The 21,397-nt window shown below is 65.1% G+C and carries 18 protein-coding genes; 13 read left to right on the plus strand and 5 right to left on the minus strand.

The window, feature by feature from the left end:
• Positions 1 to 31 precede the first annotated feature (31 nt).
• The 5 genes from DVDV_RS00225 to DVDV_RS00245 all read left to right on the plus strand — a co-directional run bounded on the left by DVDV_RS00225 (position 32) and on the right by DVDV_RS00245 (position 6,335).
• Positions 32 to 2,365, plus strand: coding sequence for a GGDEF domain-containing protein (locus tag DVDV_RS00225; RefSeq protein WP_075352732.1), 2,334 nt, complete (start codon positions 32 to 34; stop codon positions 2,363 to 2,365).
• 135 nt (positions 2,366 to 2,500) lie between these two features.
• On the plus strand, positions 2,501 to 3,262 hold the full coding sequence (pstB, locus tag DVDV_RS00230; RefSeq protein WP_075352733.1) for a phosphate ABC transporter ATP-binding protein PstB: 762 nt from the start codon (positions 2,501 to 2,503) through the stop codon (positions 3,260 to 3,262).
• A 71-nt stretch (positions 3,263 to 3,333) separates the two neighbouring features.
• Entirely contained in the window at positions 3,334 to 3,999 is a 666-nt protein-coding gene (gene phoU, locus DVDV_RS00235) for a phosphate signaling complex protein PhoU (protein WP_075352734.1), read from the plus strand.
• Positions 4,000 to 4,001: 2 nt separating this feature from the next.
• Positions 4,002 to 5,075 (plus strand): HprK-related kinase B, encoded by a 1,074-nt coding sequence (locus tag DVDV_RS00240; RefSeq protein ID WP_254845164.1) that lies wholly within the window; start codon positions 4,002 to 4,004, stop codon positions 5,073 to 5,075.
• 207 nt (positions 5,076 to 5,282) lie between these two features.
• Complete coding sequence (locus DVDV_RS00245; protein ID WP_254845170.1) at positions 5,283 to 6,335, plus strand: GAK system CofD-like protein; 1,053 nt, start codon at positions 5,283 to 5,285, stop codon at positions 6,333 to 6,335.
• Positions 6,336 to 6,567: 232 nt separating this feature from the next.
• On the opposite strand, the gene DVDV_RS00250 is transcribed toward DVDV_RS00245, so the two are convergent.
• Positions 6,568 to 6,975 carry a bacteriohemerythrin gene (locus DVDV_RS00250; RefSeq protein ID WP_075352735.1) on the minus strand — a complete coding sequence of 136 codons (408 nt, stop codon included), beginning with the start codon at positions 6,973 to 6,975 and terminating at the stop codon, positions 6,568 to 6,570.
• A gap of 253 nt (positions 6,976 to 7,228) precedes the next feature.
• Between DVDV_RS00250 and DVDV_RS00260 the strand changes: the two genes are divergently transcribed.
• Positions 7,229 to 8,038 (plus strand): L,D-transpeptidase, encoded by an 810-nt coding sequence (locus DVDV_RS00260; protein ID WP_368482898.1) that lies wholly within the window; start codon positions 7,229 to 7,231, stop codon positions 8,036 to 8,038.
• Between the two features lie 107 nt (positions 8,039 to 8,145).
• On the opposite strand, the gene DVDV_RS00265 is transcribed toward DVDV_RS00260, so the two are convergent.
• The 4 genes from DVDV_RS00265 to DVDV_RS00280 all read right to left on the minus strand — a co-directional run bounded on the left by DVDV_RS00265 (position 8,146) and on the right by DVDV_RS00280 (position 11,754).
• Positions 8,146 to 8,964, minus strand: coding sequence for a tetratricopeptide repeat protein (locus tag DVDV_RS00265; RefSeq protein WP_075352737.1), 819 nt, complete (start codon positions 8,962 to 8,964; stop codon positions 8,146 to 8,148).
• 27 nt (positions 8,965 to 8,991) lie between these two features.
• A complete protein-coding gene (carA, locus tag DVDV_RS00270) occupies positions 8,992 to 10,119 on the minus strand; it encodes a glutamine-hydrolyzing carbamoyl-phosphate synthase small subunit (protein ID WP_075352738.1) in 1,128 nt (375 codons plus the stop codon).
• Positions 10,120 to 10,226: 107 nt separating this feature from the next.
• Entirely contained in the window at positions 10,227 to 11,141 is a 915-nt protein-coding gene (locus tag DVDV_RS00275) for a D-alanine--D-alanine ligase (protein WP_075352739.1), read from the minus strand.
• Complete coding sequence (locus DVDV_RS00280) at positions 11,104 to 11,754, minus strand: HDIG domain-containing metalloprotein (RefSeq protein WP_075352740.1); 651 nt, start codon at positions 11,752 to 11,754, stop codon at positions 11,104 to 11,106. Before DVDV_RS00280 ends, DVDV_RS00275 begins: the two co-directional genes overlap by 38 nt.
• A gap of 117 nt (positions 11,755 to 11,871) precedes the next feature.
• On the opposite strand from DVDV_RS00280, the gene DVDV_RS00285 reads away from it, so the two are divergent.
• From DVDV_RS00285 to DVDV_RS00315, 7 genes are all read left to right on the plus strand, one after another.
• Positions 11,872 to 12,237 carry a hypothetical protein gene (locus tag DVDV_RS00285; protein ID WP_075352741.1) on the plus strand — a complete coding sequence of 122 codons (366 nt, stop codon included), beginning with the start codon at positions 11,872 to 11,874 and terminating at the stop codon, positions 12,235 to 12,237.
• A 98-nt stretch (positions 12,238 to 12,335) separates the two neighbouring features.
• The gene (locus DVDV_RS00290; protein WP_075352742.1) at positions 12,336 to 12,563 is read left to right on the plus strand and encodes a HypC/HybG/HupF family hydrogenase formation chaperone; all 228 of its coding nucleotides are present in this window, start codon (positions 12,336 to 12,338) and stop codon (positions 12,561 to 12,563) included.
• Positions 12,550 to 13,641, plus strand: coding sequence for a hydrogenase formation protein HypD (hypD, locus tag DVDV_RS00295; protein ID WP_075352743.1), 1,092 nt, complete (start codon positions 12,550 to 12,552; stop codon positions 13,639 to 13,641). The genes DVDV_RS00290 and hypD overlap by 14 nt, the downstream gene beginning before the upstream one ends.
• A 345-nt stretch (positions 13,642 to 13,986) precedes the next feature.
• A complete protein-coding gene (hypE, locus tag DVDV_RS00300; RefSeq protein WP_075352744.1) occupies positions 13,987 to 14,988 on the plus strand; it encodes a hydrogenase expression/formation protein HypE in 1,002 nt (333 codons plus the stop codon).
• 40 nt (positions 14,989 to 15,028) lie between these two features.
• Positions 15,029 to 15,817, plus strand: a complete 789-nt coding sequence (gene dapB / locus DVDV_RS00305) for a 4-hydroxy-tetrahydrodipicolinate reductase (RefSeq protein ID WP_075352745.1) — start codon at positions 15,029 to 15,031, stop codon at positions 15,815 to 15,817.
• Between the two features lie 252 nt (positions 15,818 to 16,069).
• Entirely contained in the window at positions 16,070 to 16,363 is a 294-nt protein-coding gene (locus DVDV_RS00310; protein ID WP_075352746.1) for a hypothetical protein, read from the plus strand.
• Positions 16,364 to 16,891: 528 nt separating this feature from the next.
• Positions 16,892 to 21,349, plus strand: a complete 4,458-nt coding sequence (locus tag DVDV_RS00315) for a DEAD/DEAH box helicase (RefSeq protein WP_075352747.1) — start codon at positions 16,892 to 16,894, stop codon at positions 21,347 to 21,349.
• Positions 21,350 to 21,397: the final 48 nt, after the last annotated feature.

Genomic DNA, 21,397 nt, shown 5'->3' on the forward strand with positions numbered 1-21,397 from the left:
TGTGAACGTCCCGTCCCAGAGAGACGCCTGCATGGAATGGACAAGTGAGACGACGCACTACGTCAAAGGGGCGCTTGAGACGCGTCCGGAGCCCCGAAGCGGCCCGGCGGACGGGGAAGCGCAGTGCCTGGCCGGTCCGGCCGGCTTGTGCCGTGAGCTTGGCCCTCGGGCCGGGGCCGATATCGGGGTCGTCACGGTCGAGATTGCCGCATTTTCCCGGATACTGCCCGAGATCGACCTGCAGGCCGGCTACGAGATCCTGCGCCAGCTGGCCGAAGCCGTGCGAGAGGGCTTTGCCCGCTATTTTCCGGACTGTGCGTTGCTGCGGCTCCAGGAGACCGGGGTGGCGGCCCATGCCTGTTTTTTTTCGCCCCGGTCCTGTCCCGGCGATGGCGGCGGGGTGCTGGCCTCCTTTTCCGCCTTCCGAGCAGGCCTGTCAGACACCCTGTCCCGCCGTTTCACCCATATGGCCGGTCGCCATCTGGCAGTGGACATCGGCTACGCCCGCCTGGACGCCGGCTCTGGCGAGCCGGGGCCGCATCATATTCTAAAGGCCCTGTGCCAGGCCCAGTGCATGGGCAAAAACGAATTCGACGCCGAGCGCTGCCAGCTCCACCAGACCTTCGAACGCCTCCTGGCCGCCCGCGAACTTGATGTGCGCTACCAGCCCGTGGCCGATTTGTCGGCTGCAGGGGTCCTTGGCTGGGAGGTCTCGATCCGCGGGGATGCCGGTGGTCCCTTTGCCGATCCCCTGCTCCTGTGGGACTTTGCCGTCCAGTGCGGCGAGGAGGCGTCGCTTGACCGGGTCTTTCGGGAACTGGCTCTGGCCCACCTGGGGACGGTTGCCGAACGCCAGAAGCTCTTCCTGCCCATCCGCCACGCCAGCCTTGACGATCCGGCCTTTGCTCCGGCCCGGTTGGTTGCGGCGTTGGAACGCCTGGGCCTTGGCCCGGCCAATGTGGTGCTGTCCCTGTCCGAAACAAGCGGGCCAGGAGAGCTGTCCTGCCTGTTTGAGCGCCTGGAGGCCCACCGGGCCGCCGGATTTGAGCTGGCTGCCGACGACGTGGGCGGCGGGGCTTCCAATTTGCTGCTCCTGTCCCGGGCCAGGCCCGACTGGATCAAGACCTGCCCGGGATTGGCCGAGGCGGTTGAGGCCAATCCCTTCAAACGGGTGATGCTCGAAACCCTCGCCCTTTTGGCGGACAAGATCGGGGCGCGGATGGCCGTTGGCGGCGTGGCATCCGACTTGGCCCTGTCCACGGTGGCTTCCATGGGCGTTGCTGCGGCCCTTGGCCCGCATTTCGGCGATCCGGCCTGCCCCAAATCCGAGACCGTCGGGGAGCTGCCGCCCAAAGCCAGTTTCGACATCCTCGGCGGCGTGGCCCGGCAGTGTTCGGCTCCCATCGGCAAGCTGGCGGATGAATGCCTCACCGTGGACACCCAGACCACGGTGGACGAGGTCAAGGAGCTTCTCGGCGAGCGGCCGCCCATGACCAATGTGGTGGTGGCGTCCAACCGCCGGCCGGTCGGTATTGTCATGAACTACCACCTTGATCGGCGGCTGAGCACCCGTTACGGCAACTCGCTTTTCGCCCACAAGTCCGTCACGCGGATCATGAATCCGCGTCCGCTCCTGGCCGAGGCCACCCAGGCCGTGGAAGCCGTGGCCCGGCAGGCCATGAACCGCGAGGCTTCCATGGTCTATGACGACATTGTGGTGGTGGATGCCGAGGGGCTCCTGGTCGGGACGGTGTCAGTGCAAAAAATGCTCGATTCCCTGGCCCAGGTGCAGGTGGAGTTGGCCAAGGGCTCCAATCCCCTGACCGGTCTTCCCGGCAACATGGCCATTGAGCAGGAAGTGAACCGGCGGGCCAAAATCGCCCTGCCGGTCAGTTGCGTGTATGTCGATCTGGACCATTTCAAGGTCTACAACGACGCCTACGGCTTCACCAACGGCGACAAGGTCATCCTGCTGACCGCCAGGGTCCTGGCCGAGGCCCTGCACGGCCGGCCGGACTGTTTCCTGGGCCATGTCGGCGGCGATGATTTTGTCTGCATCACCCCCCGGCAGGAGGCTGAGCCGTTGTGCCGGCAGACCATCGAAGCCTTTGCCCGGGCCATTCTCGGCCATTATTCCCCGGAGGATCAGATCAGGGGAGCCATTTCCGGCAAGGCCCGGGACGGCACGCCGGGCATGTTCCCGCTGGTCTCGCTGTCCATGGGCATTGTGGACTGTGCTTTTGAGATTCCCTTCAGCACCGAGGAGTTCAGCCAGCGGGTGGCTGAAGTGAAAAAATTCGCCAAGACCAAACCCGGCAACTCCTATGTGCGCGACCGGCGGGCCCCTCTTGGCGCGAAGGTCTGATTTCCCGGGCTGTTGCCGATTGTCACCGGTTTGCCACAAAGCCATGGCGCGATCGTCATGGGCAGGCTGCATACGGAGTACGGCCGGGCCGGTCTTCGGACCGTACGGGCACATCGCGCAAGGACGGCTTGCCCCATGCAGCAGAGCGTCAAAATGGCCGCCGAGACCCTGGATTTCTATTACGGCCGGTTCCGGGCTTTGGAAGGCATCAATCTCGAGATCCCCGAACATCAGGTCACGGCCCTGATCGGTCCTTCGGGCTGCGGCAAATCCACATTCCTGCGGTGCCTAAACCGCATGAACGATCTCATCCCCGGCACGCGCACCGAAGGGGCCGTGCTGCTCGACGGCGTCAAGGTCAACGTGCCAAGCCTCGATGTGGTCGAACTGCGGCGCAAGGTGGGCATGGTCTTTCAAAAACCCAACCCCTTCCCCAAGACCATCTTTGAAAACGTGGCCTACGGGCTGCGGGTGGGCGGGGTGACCGATCGCAATTTCATTTCCGCCCAGGTGGAAAAGAGCCTGATTTCGGCCGGCCTTTTCACCGAGGTCAAGGACCGGCTGTACGACTCGGCCCTGGGCCTGTCCGGCGGCCAGCAGCAGCGCCTGTGCATCGCCCGGGCCGTGGCCCTGGAGCCGGAAGTGCTCCTCATGGACGAACCGGCCTCGGCCCTTGACCCCATCGCCACCCAGAAGATCGAAGAGCTGATCGCCGAACTCAAGCGCAACTACACCATCGTCATCGTCACCCACAGTATGCAGCAGGCAGCGCGGGTCTCGGACCTCACCGCCTTTTTCTACATGGGCAAACTCGTCGAAGTCGGCCCCACTGAAGCCATTTTTACCCGTCCGGCCAACCAGCAGACCGAAGACTACGTGACCGGCCGTTTCGGCTAGGCCGCGTCCGATTCTCTTTGGTCCTGTCCGTGACGCCAAACGAGAGACGCCCAGACGTCGGGAGTGCAGCAATGGAAACCAGAGCCCATTTTCATGCCGAGTTGGAGGCCCTCAAGGGGCGTGTCGTTGCCCTGTGCGGCCAAGCCGAGGCCTCCCGCCAGGGCGCTGTGGCCGCCTATCTCGGCCGAGATCTGGCCCTGGCCAGACAGGTCATCGAGGCCGACCGGGCCATCAACCAGAATACCTGCGACATCGATGAGGCCTGCCTCAAGCTTCTGGCCCTGGAACAACCCGTAGCCCTGGATCTGCGCCGCATTGTCGGCTATGCCCGGGTGGTGATCAATCTGGAACGGCTGGCTGACGAGGCCGTCAATATTGCCGAGGGGGCGCTGGCCGGGGCCGGGCTGCCGGGCGATTGCGACGGGATGCTGGTGGCGCTTTCCGACCATGTGGCCGCCATGTTCGCCCTGGCGACCAGGGCCTTTGTCGATGACGACGTGGACGCGGCCATGGAAGTGTGCCGTTTCGATGAGCGGGCTCGTGAATTGGCGGTTTCCGCCATGCGTTGCATCACCGAGGCCCTGTCCCAGTGCCAGGCCACCCCCGAGACCGGCGTGCGGGCCATCCTGGCCTGCCGCAGTTTTGAACGCATGGCCGCCCATGCCGCCAACCTCGGCGAAATCCTGGTCTTTATCGTCAAGGGCGTCATCCTCAGCCAGAAATGCCAGCCTCGTTAACCGTGAACGCCGATCACACCACGGGCCATGCCCCGGCAACCTGCGCCGCTGTGATTGCGGCCAGCCGGATGGCTCTGCCCTATACCCTGGATCTGCTTCTGGCCGGGGTCCGATTGGCCGTTGGCACCAACAGCCCGGCCCTGGCCGAGGCCCTGGCCCGCCATTATGCGGAATTCGCCGGCGACGGGGGCGCGCCCGATGTGGTGGTGTCTGCCATTGACGGGAACTCCCCCGGGTTTGAGTTGCCCTTTGTGCGGCACGGCGAGGCCGGAGCCAAGGAAGAATACGTTGACCTGCCCGACGGCCGGATCGTGCGCAAGCGTCGGACCGGCCTGTGGCTCGTGTTCGGCCAGGCCGGCAACTGCGTCCTCGGACCATGCGCCGGGCAGCCGCAGCAGGTGGTCAACGCGATAAACGCCCGTCTGGCCGACTTTGAACTGTGCCGGGGAGCGCGTCTGCTCCACGCCGCCGGGGTGGCCACCGCCTCGGCCGGCCTGGCCATTTCCGGCTTTGCCGGAGCCGGCAAATCCACCCTGGCCCTGGAGATCATGCGCCACGGCGCGGATTTTCTCACCAACGACCGGGCTCTCGTCAACGCCGATGCCTCGGGCCTCTACCTCACCGGCATCGCCCGGCCTCCCCGGGTCAACCCCGGCACGATCCTGGCCAACGACAGGCTGCACAGCCTTCTTTCCGACGACGAGCGCGTTGCCTATGCCGGGCTGCCCAGCCGGGAGTTGTGGGAGCTTGAACGCAAATACGATGCGCCCATCGCCGCTTGCTTCGGTCCGGGACGGGTGCGGCTGCGGGCCAGACTGGCCGCCCTGGTGGTCCTGGCCTGGAAACCCGACGGCGGAGAGATGCAGGCGAAGTGGACCACGCTTTCCAGCCGCAGCGATCTGTTGCCGGCTTTGGCCAAGGACCTGGGCGTGCTCTTCGGGCACGGTCCCCGTCCGGCCGCTCATGCCGACTATCTGGCCCTGCTTGGCCAGTGCCCGGTCCTGGCCGTGACCGGCGGCGTGGATTTTTCCCGGGCTGCCGCCCTGTGCCTGGACGCCCTGGCCCAGGGCGCATAACTCGTTTGCCGTCCGCAACAGCGGACCCGCATTGCCAGAAAGGAACCGTCGTGCCAGAGAGCAAAGCCACCCCCGGGTGACCATCACCCGGACCGTCCGTTTACCCGATCCGTCGCGGGCCGCGCTTTACCGTCGCGCCCGGAGCTCGGGCCAAGGCTCCTTTTTTTCAGCGGCGGCACGGCCCTTCGCCATCTCAGTGAAACCCTGATCGAATACACCGCCAAATCCATCCATCTGATCACGCCCTTTGATTCCGGCGGCTCCTCGGCCGTGCTGCGCCGGGCCTTTGCCATGCCGGCCGTGGGCGATCTGCGCAATCGCATCATGGCCCTGGCCGACCGCTCCATCACCGGCAACCCGGCCGTGTTCGACCTCTTTGCCTTTCGCCTGCCCAAAGACGCCTCCCCGGACGAACTGGCCGCCCGCCTCGGCCGCCTGATCAATGGCGAGGACCCCCTTATCCGGCGGGTGCCCGATCCGCTGCGCAAGATCATCCGCACCCATCTGCGCTTTTTCGAGGCGCGCCGCCCCAAGGACTTTGATCTGCGCGGGGCCAGTATCGGCAACTGCATCCTGACCGGCGGCTACTTCAATTACAACCGGATGCTCGACCCGGTCATCTACCTCTTCATGCAACTGGTGGAAGCCCGGGGCGTGGTGCGGCCCATTGTCAATGCCGACCTGCATCTGGCTTGCGAACTGGCCGACGGCCAGGTCCTTCTCGGCCAGCATTGCATGACCGGCAAGGAAGCCGCCCCCATCGCCTCGCCCATCACCCGGCTGTGGCTGACGGCCACCCTTGACGACCCGACCCCGGTCACCGTGCGCATCCGGGAAAAGACCGACAAACTCATCCGGCAGGCCGACGTCATCTGCTATCCCTACGGCAGCTTCTATTCGAGCCTGCTGGCCAACCTGCTGCCCCAGGGCGTCGGCGACGCGGTCGTGGCCACCAACTGTCCCAAGGTCTACATCCCAAACCTCGGCCATGACCCCGAGCAGCAAGGAATGACCGTGGCCGGACAGACAGCCCGGCTTCTTGAGGCCTTGCAAACCGGCTGCACCCGGTCCTGCCGGCGCGAGGACCTCCTGCACTTCGTTGTGGTGGACAGCAAGGGCGCACACTACGACGCTCCCCTGGATATTGCCGCCATCCGGCGTCTTGGCGTGGAAGTCGTGGATGTGCCCCTGGCCCGGGAGGACAATCCCGGCCAGGCCGACAGCCGCAAGGTGGCCGAGTTGCTGTTGTCGCTGGCCTGAGCTGACGGGCTTTGCCCTTGTCCGGGAGATGCCCAGGGCTCGTGGCCCCGGCTGCTTGTCGCCGGCCCTTTCCTGGCGACGTCGCAAGGTTCCCTTTCCTACGCTGGCGGTGCCCGGCACAGCCCCGGGCAGAAGCCGGGCGAAGGCCGGGCCTGGACACGAACGTATCCGGCCCGCCGCCTGGGGGGCGACGGGCCGGATGCGCTGTCAGATATGGCGGGAAAAATGGGGGTTAGCCGGAAAGAGCCTGGGTCCGGACGAACCGTCCCAGCGCCTTGTCTTCACGCTGGATGTGGCTGAGGAACCAATCCTTGAGAAAAGCCAGGATGTCAGCCAGCATCTGCTCGCTTACCACTCCAAATTCTTTCTCGATTTCAAAAAAAATGATGTGATTGACGAAAAGCTCGTGCTGTTGGCGATGGGCTTCAAGGTCCGGGTAGCCCATATCCAGCATGAGTTCCGTCTCAAGCTCGAAATGGTCGTGTAGATAATTGCGTAGAAAATGCAGGGCCTGGGTGGTTGTGGCCTCGTCCGCCTGGTTTTTGCGGGTGGCTAAATCGTTTATAAGGGCAATGATGGATTGGTGCTGGGCATCGATTTCATCGACACCGACAGCCAGAGATTCGTCCCATGCGATCATGCAATGCTCCATACCTCTTGGCGGATGCGTCACTGCCTCAGGCCGGCAGCAGGCTCGTTATTCTTTGACCATGCCATAGCGCACTCTGAAGTCAAGAGTGGTCGGGCAGTGGCCTCGCCACACGTTGATTCCAAACACGGCAGCCCCGGAAAAGAAGGGCTTTTTGAAACCCCAGGCTTCCCAACAGCGGCTGGCTTGGCGTAGGGTCGGGTCTCGTTGGTTGTCCTGACAGATCATATCCCGGAGATCCATTATGCTTGATACCCGTATGCTTGCCGCGCTCATTGCCGTTGCCACCCTGCTTTTGCCTGCCTGCCGGACCGGACAGACTACGGCTGCCCCGGCTGCCCGGCCCACGGCGCAACAGCCGTTGGCTGTCGGCCCCTCCCCACTGGCCGGTTCGAGCCAGCTCGTCCTGGTGGTGGCTGAGAGCTTCAACGACAATCAGGCCCGCCTGCGCCGTTTCGAGCGCCAGGGGGGCGGGAGTTGGCGGCCGGTCGGCGACGACGTGGCCGTGACCCTGGGCAAGAACGGTCTGGCCTGGGGCCGGGGACTGCACCGTGCGGTCCCGGGGGATGGTCCGACCAAGGTGGAGGGCGATGGCCGGTCGCCGGCCGGGGTATTCACCTTCAGCACGGCCTTTGCCTACCGTCCCGAGGATACCTGGCAGCCGACGAAGATGCCCATGCACCGGGTCACGGGCCAGACGGTGTGCGTGGAAACCATCAATTCCAAATGGTACAACCGCATTGTGGACGAAAATACGGTTGCGGAGGTGGACTGGACTGCACCCGACCGGATGCTGCGGCCGGACGGGCTGTACCGCTACGGCCTTATGGTCGACCACAACGCCCCGGATACCCAGCCCGGTGCGGGATCGTGCATCTTTTTTCATTTGTGGCGTCGTCCGGGCGCGCCCACGGTCGGCTGCACGGCCATGAACGAGCCGGCCATGCAGGCGGTACTGGCCTGGATGGACGCGTCGAAAAACCGCTTTTGGTGCAGTTGCCGCGGGCTGAGTTGGAGCGGCTGGCTCCGGCCTGGGGAGTGCCGGAGCTTGTGACCTATAAGACGGTCAAGGGCGACTAGGGGGAATTGAACATTGGCTTCCCGCCGCCTCCCGCACGGGGGGCGGCGGGAACCGTGTGCTGCGATAGGGCGGGCGAGGGGTCAGGCCGTTTCGGGCTCTTTGCCTTGTTTTTTGAGGGAGTAGTTGAGAAGTTTGCGGGCTTCGACAAATTCCGGGGACAGGCGAAGGGCCAGTCGTGAGGCTTTCTCGGCCTTGTCCCAGCGTTCCCAGTCCACGTAGAGCCGGCCCAGATTGAAATAGAGATTGGGGTCGGACTTGGCGAACTCCGCCGCCCGCATGAAATACTTCTCGGCGATGTCGAATTTGCGCAGCTTGCGCAAAACAATGGCGATGCGATTGTAATGGTGGATCTGGTCCGGCGAGAGTTCGATGGCCTCGTCAAGATAGGTGAAGGCCTCCTCGAAGAGTCCCCCGCCGATGAAAAGCTCGGCGATACGGGCGCGCAGGTCGGCGTCGCGGGGATGTTCCCGGGCCAGCTTTTCCAGCAGGATCTTGGCTTCGTCGACACGCTTTTCCTCGATAAGAAGCTTGCCTTCGGCCAGCCCCTTCTCGATGCGATTCTCCATGTCGGCCATGATGTCTTTGGCTTCTTCGACAGCCGTGGCCTGAAGCTCGGTCAGCACATTGAGGAGCTGTTCGATCAACTCTTTCTCGCTGCCCGGCTTGTAGTCAAGGATGAGCGGATAGACCTTGCGCAGGTTGCGGTCGCCGTTTAAGTGCAGCACCGCATCCGTGATGATCTTGGAAAATTCTTCTTTCTCGGAGCGAATAAGCGGTGTGCGCATGACCGCAGCAACGGCTTCATACAAGGCCGAGACGGCTGGCAGGGGTTTGGCCTGCTTGAGGTACGTCCCGACCTTGTTGATCTGCGACCGGGCTTTGGTCAGTTCAGCGGACATTGATCCCCGGCGTGACGGCGCTCGTGGTTATTTGCCCGTCTCCCGGCGCACGAGGTTGCGGAAACGGGTGAAGAAGTAGCGGCTGTCATGTGGCCCCGGCGCTGCCTCCGGATGGTACTGGATGGCGATGACAGGCTTTGTCTTGTGGGCAAAGCCCTCAAGTGTATTGTCGTTTAGGTTGACGTGGGTCAACTCTACGTCGGACAGGCTTTCGATGTCCACGCAAAAACCGTGGTTTTGCGAGGAAATTTCAATGCGTCCGGTCTCCAGATCCTTGACCGGATGATTGAGGCCATGGTGTCCGAACTTGAGCTTGAAGGTCCGTCCGCCAAGGGCCAGCCCCAGGAGCTGATGGCCCAGGCAGATGCCGGCCAGGGGGTAGTCGTTGACCAAAAGCGAGGTGGTGTGGACCAGATCGGTCAGGGCGGCCGGGTCGCCGGGTCCGGGGGACAGGAAGATGGCGTCCGGGCCGAGCTTGCGCACCGCTTCGGCCGAGGTGGTGTAGGGCACGACCAGCATGTCGAACCCCTGGGCCGTGAGCAACCGCAGGATGTTCCACTTGATGCCCATGTCAAAGACCACGAGTCTCGGTCCGGTTCCGGGCCAGGCATAGGTCCCGTCGACGATTGTGGCCGGGACCATGGCCGAACCCGTCCAGGTGAAGGGCGCGTCGCAGCATACCCGGTCGGCCAGCCCCAGGCCTTCCATGGACGGCAGGCCCTTGGCCGCGTCCACGATGCGCTGGGGATCGGACACGTCGGTCGAGATGTAGCCGCGCATGGCCCCGTGCAGGCGCAGATGGCGGGTGAGCGCCCGGGTGTCGATGCCTTCGATGCCGGTAATGCCCTGGCTGGTCAGATAGTCGGGCAGGGTCATGGTGGAGCGCCAGTTGGACGGCTCCTTGCAGCATTCCTTGACGATGAATCCGGCCACGCGGATGTGGGCCGATTCCACGTCGTCGGGGTTGATGCCGTAGTTGCCGACATGGGGATAAGTCATGCACACCATCTGCCCGGTATAGGACGGGTCGGTGAGCACTTCCTGGTAACCGGTCATGCCGGTGTTGAAGATGACTTCGCCCCCGGCGGTGCCCTCGCCGGTAAAAGTGTGGCCGTGAAACAAGGTGCCGTCTTCGAGGGCCAGGATGGCTTTCATGCGTGTCTCCGAGCGTATGCGCTATGGGCCGCTGCTTGCGGCCGGCGGCAGGGTATATCGGAATGGGGCCGGGGTAAAGACCGGGTGTCCCCGGGTGCAGCGCTCACTTAAGGCCTCTTGGCCCGGTGCGCAAGGCCAAGTTCAATCAGTCGGGCAATGAGGTCGGAAAAAGACAGCCCGGCGGTCCTGGCCGAACGGGGCAGGAGGCTGGTCGGCGTCATGCCCGGAAGCGTGTTGACTTCCAGGAGTTTCAGGCCGTTTTCGGTCAAAATGAAGTCTGACCGGCTGTAGCCGGAAAGCCCCAGGGCTGCATGGGCGGCCAGACTGATGCGGCCAAGGGCCTCGGTGACGGCCGGGGCCACCGGGGCCGGGCAGATTTCCTCGGCCGCGTCCGGTTCGTATTTGCTGACATAGTCGAAAAATTCCCCGGCCTTGGGACGAATGAGGATGGGCGGCAGGGCCACGTCGCCAAGCACCGCACAGGTCAGTTCCGGCCCGGCCAGACCCTCTTCAATAAGCGCGTCATCGCCGGCCTCGAAAATCCGGGCCAGGGCGGCCGGCAGTTCGTGTGCCTCCCGCACCAGGGTCATGAGGATGCTCGAGCCGCCAAGATTGGGTTTGACAAACCAGGGCAGTGGAAAGTCGGGCTGCGTATCCGTGGCGCTGCCGCGCGGCAAAAAGGTCCAGCGCGGCGTGTCCAGGCCGGCCTCGGTGAAAAGCTGCTTGGAAGCGGCCTTGGAAAGGGCCAGAAACGACCCGGCCGGACCGCTGCCCTGATAGGGAACCCCGGCGGCGTCGAGCAGGGCCTGGGGCAGTCCGTCCTCGCCCGGCGCGCCGTGCAGGCTTAGAAACGCGAAATCGCAGGTCTTGGCTGTACGGACAAAGTCCGGGAAATCCCGGGACAGATCATGGAGGACGACCTCGTGGCCAAGGCTTGCCAGGGCTTTTTCGATCTGCGCGGCGCCGGACAGCGACACCACCCGTTCACTCGACCAGCCGCCCGCAACCAAAAGTACTTTCATGGATGTCCATGCCCACTGTTTCGGCCAGGGCCCGTTCGATGGCCTCGGCCTGGGTGAAGGACTCGCGGATGCGGGTCCGGATGTATTCCGTCGTGCCGTAGCGTATGAGCAGATCGTCGAACCGGGACTCCAGGGGAACGATCTGGTTGTGCTTGACCCGCTTGTCGCTGTAAATAAGCGTGAGCGGCAGGAAATCGGCCCGCAAATCGATGGGGTGGGGCCAGGAGACATGGCACAGCACCCCCTGGGCCAGGGCCGGATTGCCGGTCGTTTCCTGCACCCAGGCCGCACCAAGCTGGCAGTGGTTGCCGCCGTGGCTGATGGTGTAGGTCTTGGCCAGATCGTGGAGCAGGGCCGCGGCGCGGACTTCGGCCACATTGACCGCAAGGCCGGCCTGCAACGCCATTTTGGCCAGGGCCGTGGCCACGCAGGCCACCAGTTCGCTGTGGACCCGGATATTGGGCAACATGCCGTAAGCGTCCCACAACATCCGGCACTCGGCATCGGTCGGAACGGCCGAAACCCGGGGCATGTCGGCCGGCAGCCGGGCCGGCGGCTCGGGTGGTTGCGCCGAATCCGACGCGGCAAGGGGTGTCTGGGTGCGTTTGGGCATGAGGATGCCGGGCGTGTCTGAAAAAAACGGTTCGCTCCCGGCCTCGGTCCTGATACCAACCCCTGGGAAAAAAGCAAAGGCCGGCGTGGCCCATGGCCGGGCCGGCAGGGAAATCGCATGAAAAAGTTTCGCGTCCGCTACGAGACCAAGCTCCTGGAAGCCCGGGAAGGCGTTGAGGTGGTCACAGCCTCGGGCAAGGGGCAGGCCATGTTCGCTGTCCAGGCCAAACTCCATCCCACAGCCCGCACCGACGAACCCTATTTTCACTACGAGCCGCTCTCCATCCGGCCGCTCGACACTCCGGAAACCTACGAGGTCAGCTACCGCACCAAGATCGAAAGGCCGGTTTCCGGCGATGTCGAAGTGGCGGCCGAGGATGCCGACAAGGCCGTCAACAAGGCCCGGTTTGCCGTGCATCAGGAGTTGATTCCGCCCAAGTGTTTCAAGGCCCTGGACGTTGTTGAAATCGGCGAGGGCGCGTAACACTCCACGGTTTTTGACAAGTTCTGTTTCCGTGCGCATATGTCCCGCACACGGCCTGCCTTGCCGCCTGCCGCCAACCGCCAGCCCCGGAGGTCCCCATGTGTCTTGCCGTTCCCATGGAAGTTACTGCCATCCATGATAAAATAGCCGATGTCGAGATCGGCGGCGTGACCCGCCAGGTGCGCCTGGACCTCATCGACGCGGCCCCGGCCGTAGGCGACTTCGTCATTGTCCACGCCGGCTTCGCCATCCGCCGTCTGGACCGGGACGATGCCCTGGAGACCATCAAGCTTTTTCAGGAAGGGTTGGGCCTTGAACTCATTTGACGCCTTCAAGGACCCGGCCCTGTGCCGGGCGCTCCTGGATCGGCTGCGGGCCGAGGCCACCGAGCCGTTTCGGTTCATGGAAGTCTGCGGCACCCATACCGTGTCCATCTTCCAGTCCGGGCTGCGCAGCCTGCTGCCGGCCACCATCACCCACGTGACCGGGCCGGGCTGCCCGGTCTGCGTCACCCACGAATCGGAAGTGGCCTGTTTCCTGGAACTGGCCGGCCGCGACGATGTCATCATCGCCACCTTCGGCGATCTCATGCGCGTGCCCGGTCCCAAGGGCAAAAGCCTCAAGACCGCCCAGGCCGACGGGGCGCGCATCGAGGTGGTCTATTCGCCCGTGGACGCCCTGGCCGTGGCCGCGGCCAACCCCGGGCGCACGGTCGTCTTTCTGGGCGTCGGCTTTGAGACCACCGCCCCGGCCGTGGCCGCCACCATCCGGCTGGCCCGCGAACAACAGCTTACAAACTTCCGGGTGCTGTGTTTCCACAAGTTGGTTCCGCCCGCCTTGCACGCTTTGCTGGCCGATCCCGACATCAATATCGACGCCTTCATTTTGCCCGGCCACGTCTCGGCCATCATCGGCGCGGCCCCGTACGCCTTTCTGGCCGAGCGTTGCGGCCTGCCGGCGGTCATCACCGGGTTTGAGCCGCTGGACATCCTTTCGGCCCTCCTGGAAATTGTGGCCATGCGCAAAAGCGGCCAGCCGGCCGTGGTCAATGCCTACACCCGGGTGGTAGCCGATGACGGCAATCCCGTGGCCCGGGCGGTCATGGACGAGGTATTCATGCCGGTCGACGCCCTGTGGCGCGGCCTTGGGCTGCTGCCCGGCAGCGGGCTGGCCATTCGTCCGGAGTTCGCCGCCTTCGACGCCCTGGGCCTGCCTGGCGTGGCCCTTAAGGAGACCCCGCCCCTGGCCGGCTGTCGCTGCGGCGAAGTGCTCAAAGGCAAGATGGCCCCCAACGAGTGCCCGCTTTTTGACAAGGCCTGCACCCCGGCCACGCCCGTGGGGCCGTGCATGGTCTCCACCGAAGGCGGCTGCGCCGCTTTTTATAAGTATAAGCTTGATTTATAAGTGTTTAAGAGAAAAGAGAAGAGTGCCTCCGGCGGCCGGGGGCCTGAGGCCCCCGGACCCCCCAAATGGGGTAAGGGGAGTGGCGTTACCACGATGGTGAGCGGGAACGGGAAAGACGTTGCTCTTGACGTGAATCCCCGTTGCCCCGGTGGCCAACGGGCAGTGTCCATTGGAATTCCACTGGGGTGACTTTTATTTGATTGGGCGCGCAACCAAGTCGACGAGTAAAAGACCGCCGAGACGCGCACAACGCTACGAAATTTGAGTGGGTTTCCAAAGGGGTCACCCCTTTGGCCGCCGGAGGCATGTCTCCTTCACGCATCACTTGCAAAGGTGTATACATACATGGACAAGGTTTTGCTCGATTACGGCAGCGGCGGCCGGGCTTCCCACCGGTTTGTGGCCGACCTTTTCTTCAAGTATCTCGGCAACGACATCCTGGCCCGTATGGACGATGCGGCCGTGTTGTCCCTGACCGGGCCGGTGGCCATGAGCACGGACAGTTTCGTGGTCGATCCCATCTTTTTCCCGGGCGGCGACATCGGCTCCCTGGCTGTGCACGGCACGGTCAACGATGTGGCCATGATGGGGGCGCGCCCCTTGTATCTGACCTGCGGTTTCATCCTGGAAGAAGGACTGCCCATGGATGATCTGGCCCGCATCGTGGCCTCCATGGGCGAGGCGGCCAGGCAGGCCGGGGTGCGCATCGTGGCCGGCGACACCAAGGTGGTGCCTCGGGGGGCGGCGGACAAGATTTTCATCAATACCACCGGCATCGGCGAGATCATGGTCGATCCGGCCCCCAGCGGCCACCGGGCGGCCCTGGGTGATGTGGTCATCGTGTCCGGCAGCATGGGTGATCACGGGCTGGCCATTCTGTCCACCCGCGAGGGCCTGTCCTTTGATTCCCCGGTGGTCAGCGACAGCGCCGCCCTGGGCGGCATTGTGGGCCGACTGCTGGCTGCCGTGCCCGGCGTGCATGTGCTGCGCGACCCGACCCGCGGGGGCCTGGCCACGACGCTCAATGAAATCGCCGGCCAGTCGAATGTCGGCATTGAATTGATGCAGGCCGATATCCCGGTCGATCCGGCCGTGGCCGGCGGTTGCGCCGTGCTTGGGCTGGACCCGCTGTATCTGGCCAACGAGGGCAAGTTTCTGTGCATCCTGCCCGAAGCCGAGGCCGAGGCGGCCTTGGCCGTCTTGCAGGCCGATCCGCTGGGGACCGGGGCCGTGGTCATTGGCCGGGTGACGGACGAACACGCCGGCAAGGTGGCCATGGTCACGCCTCTTGGCGGCAAACGGCTGCTCGGGATGCTTGAGGGCGAACAGTTGCCGCGCATCTGCTAGGCAGGCCGGCGATGCAATTTCAAACAGCAGGAGCGCAAACATGAGTGTGTGCGATGTGGTGATCATGGGGGCGTTGGGCCGCATGGGCGCGACCCTGGTGCGGCTGGTCCAGGCCGATCCGGCCAGCTTCCGGCTGGCCGGGGCCTTGGAGCGCAAGGGCTGCACGGCCGATCTGGCCAATCTGAACTGCGAAGTGGGCGATGATCTGGCCACGGTGCTGGCCAAATGCCCGGGAGCGGTGGTCATCGATTTCACCGCCCCGGAAAATTCGGTCAATGTGGCCAAGGTCGCCGCGGCCTCGGGCAATCCGGTGGTCATCGGCACCACCGGGCTCACCCCTGAACAGCTTGCGTCCCTGGCCGAATCGGCCACCAAAACGCCCATCTTTTTCGCCCCCAACATGAGCGTGGGCTTGAATGTGCTGCTCTCCGTCCTGCCCGACCTCGTGCGAAAGCTCGGACCGGCCTACAACCTCGAAGTGATGGAAATTCATCACAACAAGAAGGTCGACGCCCCCAGCGGCACGGCCATCAAGCTTGGCCAGTGTCTGGCCGAGGCCCGCGGCGCGGCGTATGACACGGTCAAGCGCCACACCCGCGACGGCATCATCGGGGCGCGCACCAGCGAGGAGATTGGTGTGGCCTCACTGCGCGGTGGCGACGTGGTGGGCGACCACACCGTCTATTTCTTTGGGCCGGGCGAGCGCATCGAGGTGAAGCATCAGGTGCACACCCGCGACACCCTGGCCCAGGGGGCCTTGCGCGCCGTCCCCTGGATCGCCGCCCAGAAGCCAGGCCGGCTTTACGCCATGGCCGACATGCTGGCCTGATTTTTTTAGGCGGTTCCACTGAGGGCACGGCTGTTCCTGCGGGAGCGGCCGTGCTTTTTTCATCGCCCGGGAGTGGGGGGAGCGCCGGGCATGCTGCCCGGCCAGGGTGATTCCTGTGTTTGCCGGTGAGTGTTGTTTGCCGGAAATTGCGGCGTTGGCCAGCCAGGGACGCATGCCCTTGTTGGCCCGGTGCGGCTGAGATCCTGGCTGGCGTAGCGGTCCTGTTTATATTGCATGGAAAGGGGAGGGGGCATGACGGAAACCGATGCGGGCTGGTGGGTGCTGGCGGTTGGCGGACCCTATGCTGCCGATGATTTCGAGCAGCGTGAACGCTCGCGCACCCGGTTGCGCCAGGAACTGCTGCTCCTGGCCATTGTGCCTGACGAATATGTCTGGGTCTGGGACGAGACCGACACGGCCCAGCTCGTGCTGCGAAGCTTTGGCGACCGGGAGGCGGCCGAGTCCTACGCCGCGTACTTAAGCGGCCGGGGTGTCGTAGCCCGGGTGACGCCGATCATGGACGAGCCCGGCGAGGATGTCGGCTGAGCCGGGGAGCAACCAGCCCGGTGCTGGGCGTCCGGATGGTGTGGACCAGCGGGAGTGTGCAGAACGTGTTCCCAGCCTGTCACCGGCCTGTCACTAACGCACCCAGCGCTGTCGCCAATTTGTTCGTAACGCCCCCTGTCCAGTCGCTAACACACCCAGAGCTGTTGCCAACCTGTTCGTAACGCATCCCGGCCTGTCACCTGAGTGTGCAGAACTCCTGCCCGGGCTGTTCTTCACCTGTTCCTTGTCTGTTCGTATCCCGCCGTTGCCTGTGCAAAACATGTTGCCAACCCACCTGGAAATGTTCTTTTTTTGTTCCTTGTTTGTGCGTAATTATCATAACATACTTTAATAAAACATGAAAATAACAATATCGTTGTTTGGCCACAGGCGGACGACTTGTGCCTATCGTGTTCCCAGACTGTTCCAAACATGTTCAAAACTATATTAACTATATAAAATAATTGAATTAAGTCTAGCATCCCGGCAACTCTTGGAAAAAGCCATCAGGCCGGTCATACTCCGGCCATGGCACTGCCCTTTCATCCGTTGACGGCCGACTGGTTCACCCGCCATGTCGGCCAACCCACCGACATCCAGACTCGGGCCTGGCCGCACATCGCGGCCGGCGAACACGTCCTGGCCGTGGCCCCGACCGGGTCCGGCAAGACGCTGACCGCCTTCCTGGCCGCCCTGGACGCCCTGGCCACCGGCCGCTGGCCCACCGGCCAGACCAGCGTGGTCTATGTCTCGCCGCTCAAGGCTCTCGGCAGCGACGTGCGGGCCAACCTCGTGCGACCTTTGGCCGGCCTGCGCCAGACCTTTGCCGCTGCCGGCGTTGCCTTCCCCCACATACGGGCTGAAATCCGCTCCGGCGACACCCCGGCCGATGCCCGGCGGCGGATGCTGCGCCAGCCCCCGGAAATTCTCATCACCACCCCGGAGTCCTTGAATCTGCTCCTCAGTTCCAAGGGCGGCCGGGGGATGCTTGGGGCGGTGCGGCTGGTCATTCTCGATGAAATCCATGCCGTGGCCGGGTCCAAGCGCGGCGTGTTTCTCCTGGCCGGAGTGGAACGGCTGGCCTTGCTGGCCGGTGAATTCCAGCGTGTGGCCCTTTCGGCCACGGTGTCGCCGCTCCCCACCGTTGCCGCCATGGTCGGCGGTCTGCAGCCGCTAAACGGGACGGAAGACGGGGCGCTTGTCCCGCGCCCGGTGGCGGTGGTGGCCAGTCCGGCCGAGAAGCGGCTGGAGTTGCGGGTGGAGTACGCCTCCTGGGACGAGCGGGAGACGCCGGAGGCCTCGTTTCTGACCCTGGTTGCGGCCAGGGTGCGCCGGCGCATCGCCGCCAACCGCACCACGCTTGTGTTCGTCAACAGCCGCAAGCTTTGCGAAAAGCTCACCCGGCTGGTCAACGCCGATCTGGACGAACCCCTTGCCCATGCCCACCACGGGTCGCTGGCCAAGGAACTGCGCCAAGCCGTGGAAGCGCGGCTCAAGGCCGGGGAGCTTAAGGCGGTGGTGGCCACCAATTCCCTGGAGCTTGGCATCGACATCGGCTCGGTGGATGAGGTGCTGCTCATTGAATGTCCGCCAACGGTGAGCGCGGCAGTCCAGCGCATCGGCCGGTCAGGCCATGGCGTGGGCGAGGTCAGCCGGGCGATTTTTCTTCCCACCTCGGAAAAAGACCTGCTCGAAGCGGCGGTCATGGCCAAGGCGGCGGCCGAACGGGACATCGAGCCGCTTCGGCCGGTGGAAGCCCCGCTCGATGTGCTGGCCCAGGTGTTGGTGGCCATGCTCGGGGTCGAGACCTGGGACGTGGATGCGCTCTTTCAGGCTGTGCGCCGTGCTTGGCCCTACCGGGACCTGGGCCGCACGGCCTTTGACCTGACCCTTGGCATGTTGGCCGGGCGCTATGCCGCCACCCGCCTGCGCGAACTCTCGCCGCTGGTGGCCATCGACGCCCTTGACGGCACGGCCTCGGCCCGGGCCGGGGCGCTCCTTAGGCTCTATGCCTCGGGCGGGGTCATTGCCGACCGGGGCTACTACGCCCTGCGCCGCCAGGATCTCGGCACGCGCCTGGGCGAACTCGACGAGGTGTTTGTCTGGGAAGCGCGCCTGGGGCAGGTGTTTGCCTTTGGGGCGCAAAACTGGCGCATCGAGCGCATTACCGACGCCGACGTCTTTGTCGCGCCGGCCCCGGCCGGGGCGGTGCCGGCTCCCTTCTGGCTTGGCGATCCCCGCTCCCGTGACCGCCATTTTTCCAGCCGTATCGGTGAATTTCTGGAAGAAGCCGACACCCGGCTGGACGATCCCGCCTTTGTCCGGGAACTGGAGACGCACTGTTTCCTGGAGCCGGCTGCAGCCCGGGCCCTTGTCGACTATCTGCACCGCCAGAAGGAAGCCACCGGCGCGGCCCTGCCCCATAGCCGCCATCTGCTCATTGAAGTGACCGACACCGGCCCGGGTGGTGCGCCCGGCAATCAGGTCATCCTCCATGCCCCCCTGGGACTGGCCGTCACCGCGCCGCTCGGGCTGGCCCTGGAAACCGCCCTGGAGGCGCTGACCGGCCATCCGGTCCCGGTTTTTGCCGGCAACGACTGCGTGGCCGTGACCCTGCCCGGCGACATCGATCCCCTGGCCGTGTTGTCGGCTGTGCCGTCCCGGGACGTGGGCAAACTTTTACGCGCGCGCCTGGAAGGCTCGGGTGCTTTTGGCGCGGCCTTTCGCGAGGCGGCCGGACGGGCCCTGCTCTTGCCCCGCGACAGTTTTGGCAAACGCCAGCCGCTGTGGATCACCCGGCTGCGGGCGCGAAAGCTTCTGGCCGCCGTGGCCGGGTACGGCGATTTCCCCATCGTGTTGGAGGCGTGGCGCACGTGCCTGGTCGATCTTTTTGATCCGGCCGGACTGGCCGAATTTCTGGGGGCCGCCCAGTCCGGGGGGCTGGCCATCACGGTGGCGAGAACCCGCGTGCAAAGCCCCTTTGCCGCCGATCTCGTCTGGCGGCACATTACCGAATACATGTACCTGACCGATGCCGGCACGGCGGCCGGCCCGACCGGGGCGCGGCCCGATCTGGTGGCCGAAGTGGCGCGCAGCCCGGATCGGCCGGCCGTGCCCGAAGCGGTTGCCGCCGCCTTTGAGGAAAGACGCCAGCGCCTCTATCCCGGCTATGCCCCGGGCAGCCCGGCCGAACTCCTGGAGCACGTCAAGGAACGCATCTGCCTGCCCCTGGCCGAGTGGCAGGCCATCCTGGCGGCCGTGGCCCGCGACCATGGCTTGGAGGCCAACTCCCTGGAAGCGGCCCTGGCCGCCAAACTGGCCCGCATCGAACCGCTCCCCGGCGGGGACGGGCTGGTGGTCGCCCTGGAGCGGGCCGTGGCCGTGGCTCGGGCCTTTTTCGGCGAGGCCGCCCTGGTCCGGCCCCTGGCGGCCAAGGCCGGCCTGTCGCGCCGGCGCACGGGCCAGGATGCGGACAGCGAGGCTGCCAGGGAAGCGCTTTTTGGCCAGTGGCTGTCCTTTTATGGTCCCCGTAGCCTGGATTCCCTGGCCGGACTGCTGGGACTTTCACCGGCAATCGTTCACGAGCTGCTTGAGGATTTGCAGGCGGCCGGCGGGGTGGTGGCCGGGCGGCTTCTTACCGGCCGAGAGGATGAGTGCTGGTGCGATGCAGCCAATTTCGAGACCTTGCTGCGTCTGGCCCGGGCGGCCCGGCGTCCGGCCCTGACGGCACTGCCGGCCGGGCATGTGCCGTATTTTCTGGCGGTCTGGCAGGGCCTTGTCCGGCCGGCTGTCGACCCGTCGGGTCTGGCCGAGCGGCTGGAACGCCTGAGCTGCCTGCCGCTGCCGGCCGGGCTGTGGGAGACCGAGGTGCTGCCGGCCCGCTGCCCGGCCTACGCTCCGGCCCTGCTTGACGTAGCCCTTGAGGCGTCTGGATTTCATTGGTTCGGGGCCGGGAAAGAGAAGGTGCTCTTTGCCCGGCCAGACGACCTCGATCTGGCCGGATTTGCCCCCCGCAGCGCCGAAAGCGGCCTTTTCCCGGATATACGGGCCGGCTATGATTTCTCAACGCTCCTTGAGATCACGGGACTTTCGCCAAAGGCGCTCACCGAGCGGCTGTGGCAGGCCGTCTGGAAGGGTGAGGCTGCCTGCGACGGCCTGGCCGTGCTGCGCCGGGGCGTGGCCAATGCGTTTACGGCCGAGGATGCTTACACCCGGTCCGGACGGGGAGGACGGCAGACGTTTCGGCGCACGGCTCCCGGACGGTTTGCCGGGTCCCTGCCCCTGGTCGGGGTGTGGCGGGCGCTTCGTGTGCCGCCTGTGCCGGATGATCCCGTGGCCCTGGAAGCCCTGGCCATGGACCGGGCCCGGCTGCTCCTTGCCCGCTACGGCGTGGTCTGCCGCGACCTGCTGGCCCGCGAGGTTCCGGCTCTGGGTTGGAGTGGGGTTTTCCGGGCCTTGCGGCGCATGGAACTGTCTGGGGAAGTCGTGTCGGGGGAGTTTTTCGCCGGTCTGTCCGGGCCGCAGTTTGCCGATGCCCGGGCTGTCCGCCTGCTTGCAAGCGGGCTTTCGGGCGAGGAGTCGTGGTGGATTGCCGGGCGCGACCCGGCCGCCTTTTGGGGCGCGGCTGACCAGACTGGTCCTGTTGGCCACACAGGCCTTGTTCTGCCGCGCCGCACCGCCGGGACCTGGGTCTCCTTTGCCGGTGCCCGTCCGGTGGCCGTTTTCGAGGCCGGAGGCGGGCGCATGGCCCTGGGCTTGGCCCCGGATGCAACCGGGCTGCCGGCAGCCCTGGCTCCGCTGGTCCACGTGCTCACCCGGCCGGCGGCGCCGGTGTCGCGGCTGACCGTCGCCACCATAAACGACGTCCCGGCCGGGGAGAGCCCGTACCGGGACGTCTTGCGGATGCTCTTTGAAGTGGTGGGGGAGCGGCGCGGTCTGACGCTGTATCGCGGCCGTACCAACCCAGGCCCGCCGGAGCCGCGGTGACTCCCGTCAATCTGACACTACGGCGGTCCAACCGGACCGACGAAAGTG

The organism is Desulfovibrio sp. DV, from assembly GCF_001936595.1.
In the GTDB taxonomy this organism is placed as follows: Bacteria; Desulfobacterota; Desulfovibrionia; order Desulfovibrionales; family Desulfovibrionaceae; genus Solidesulfovibrio.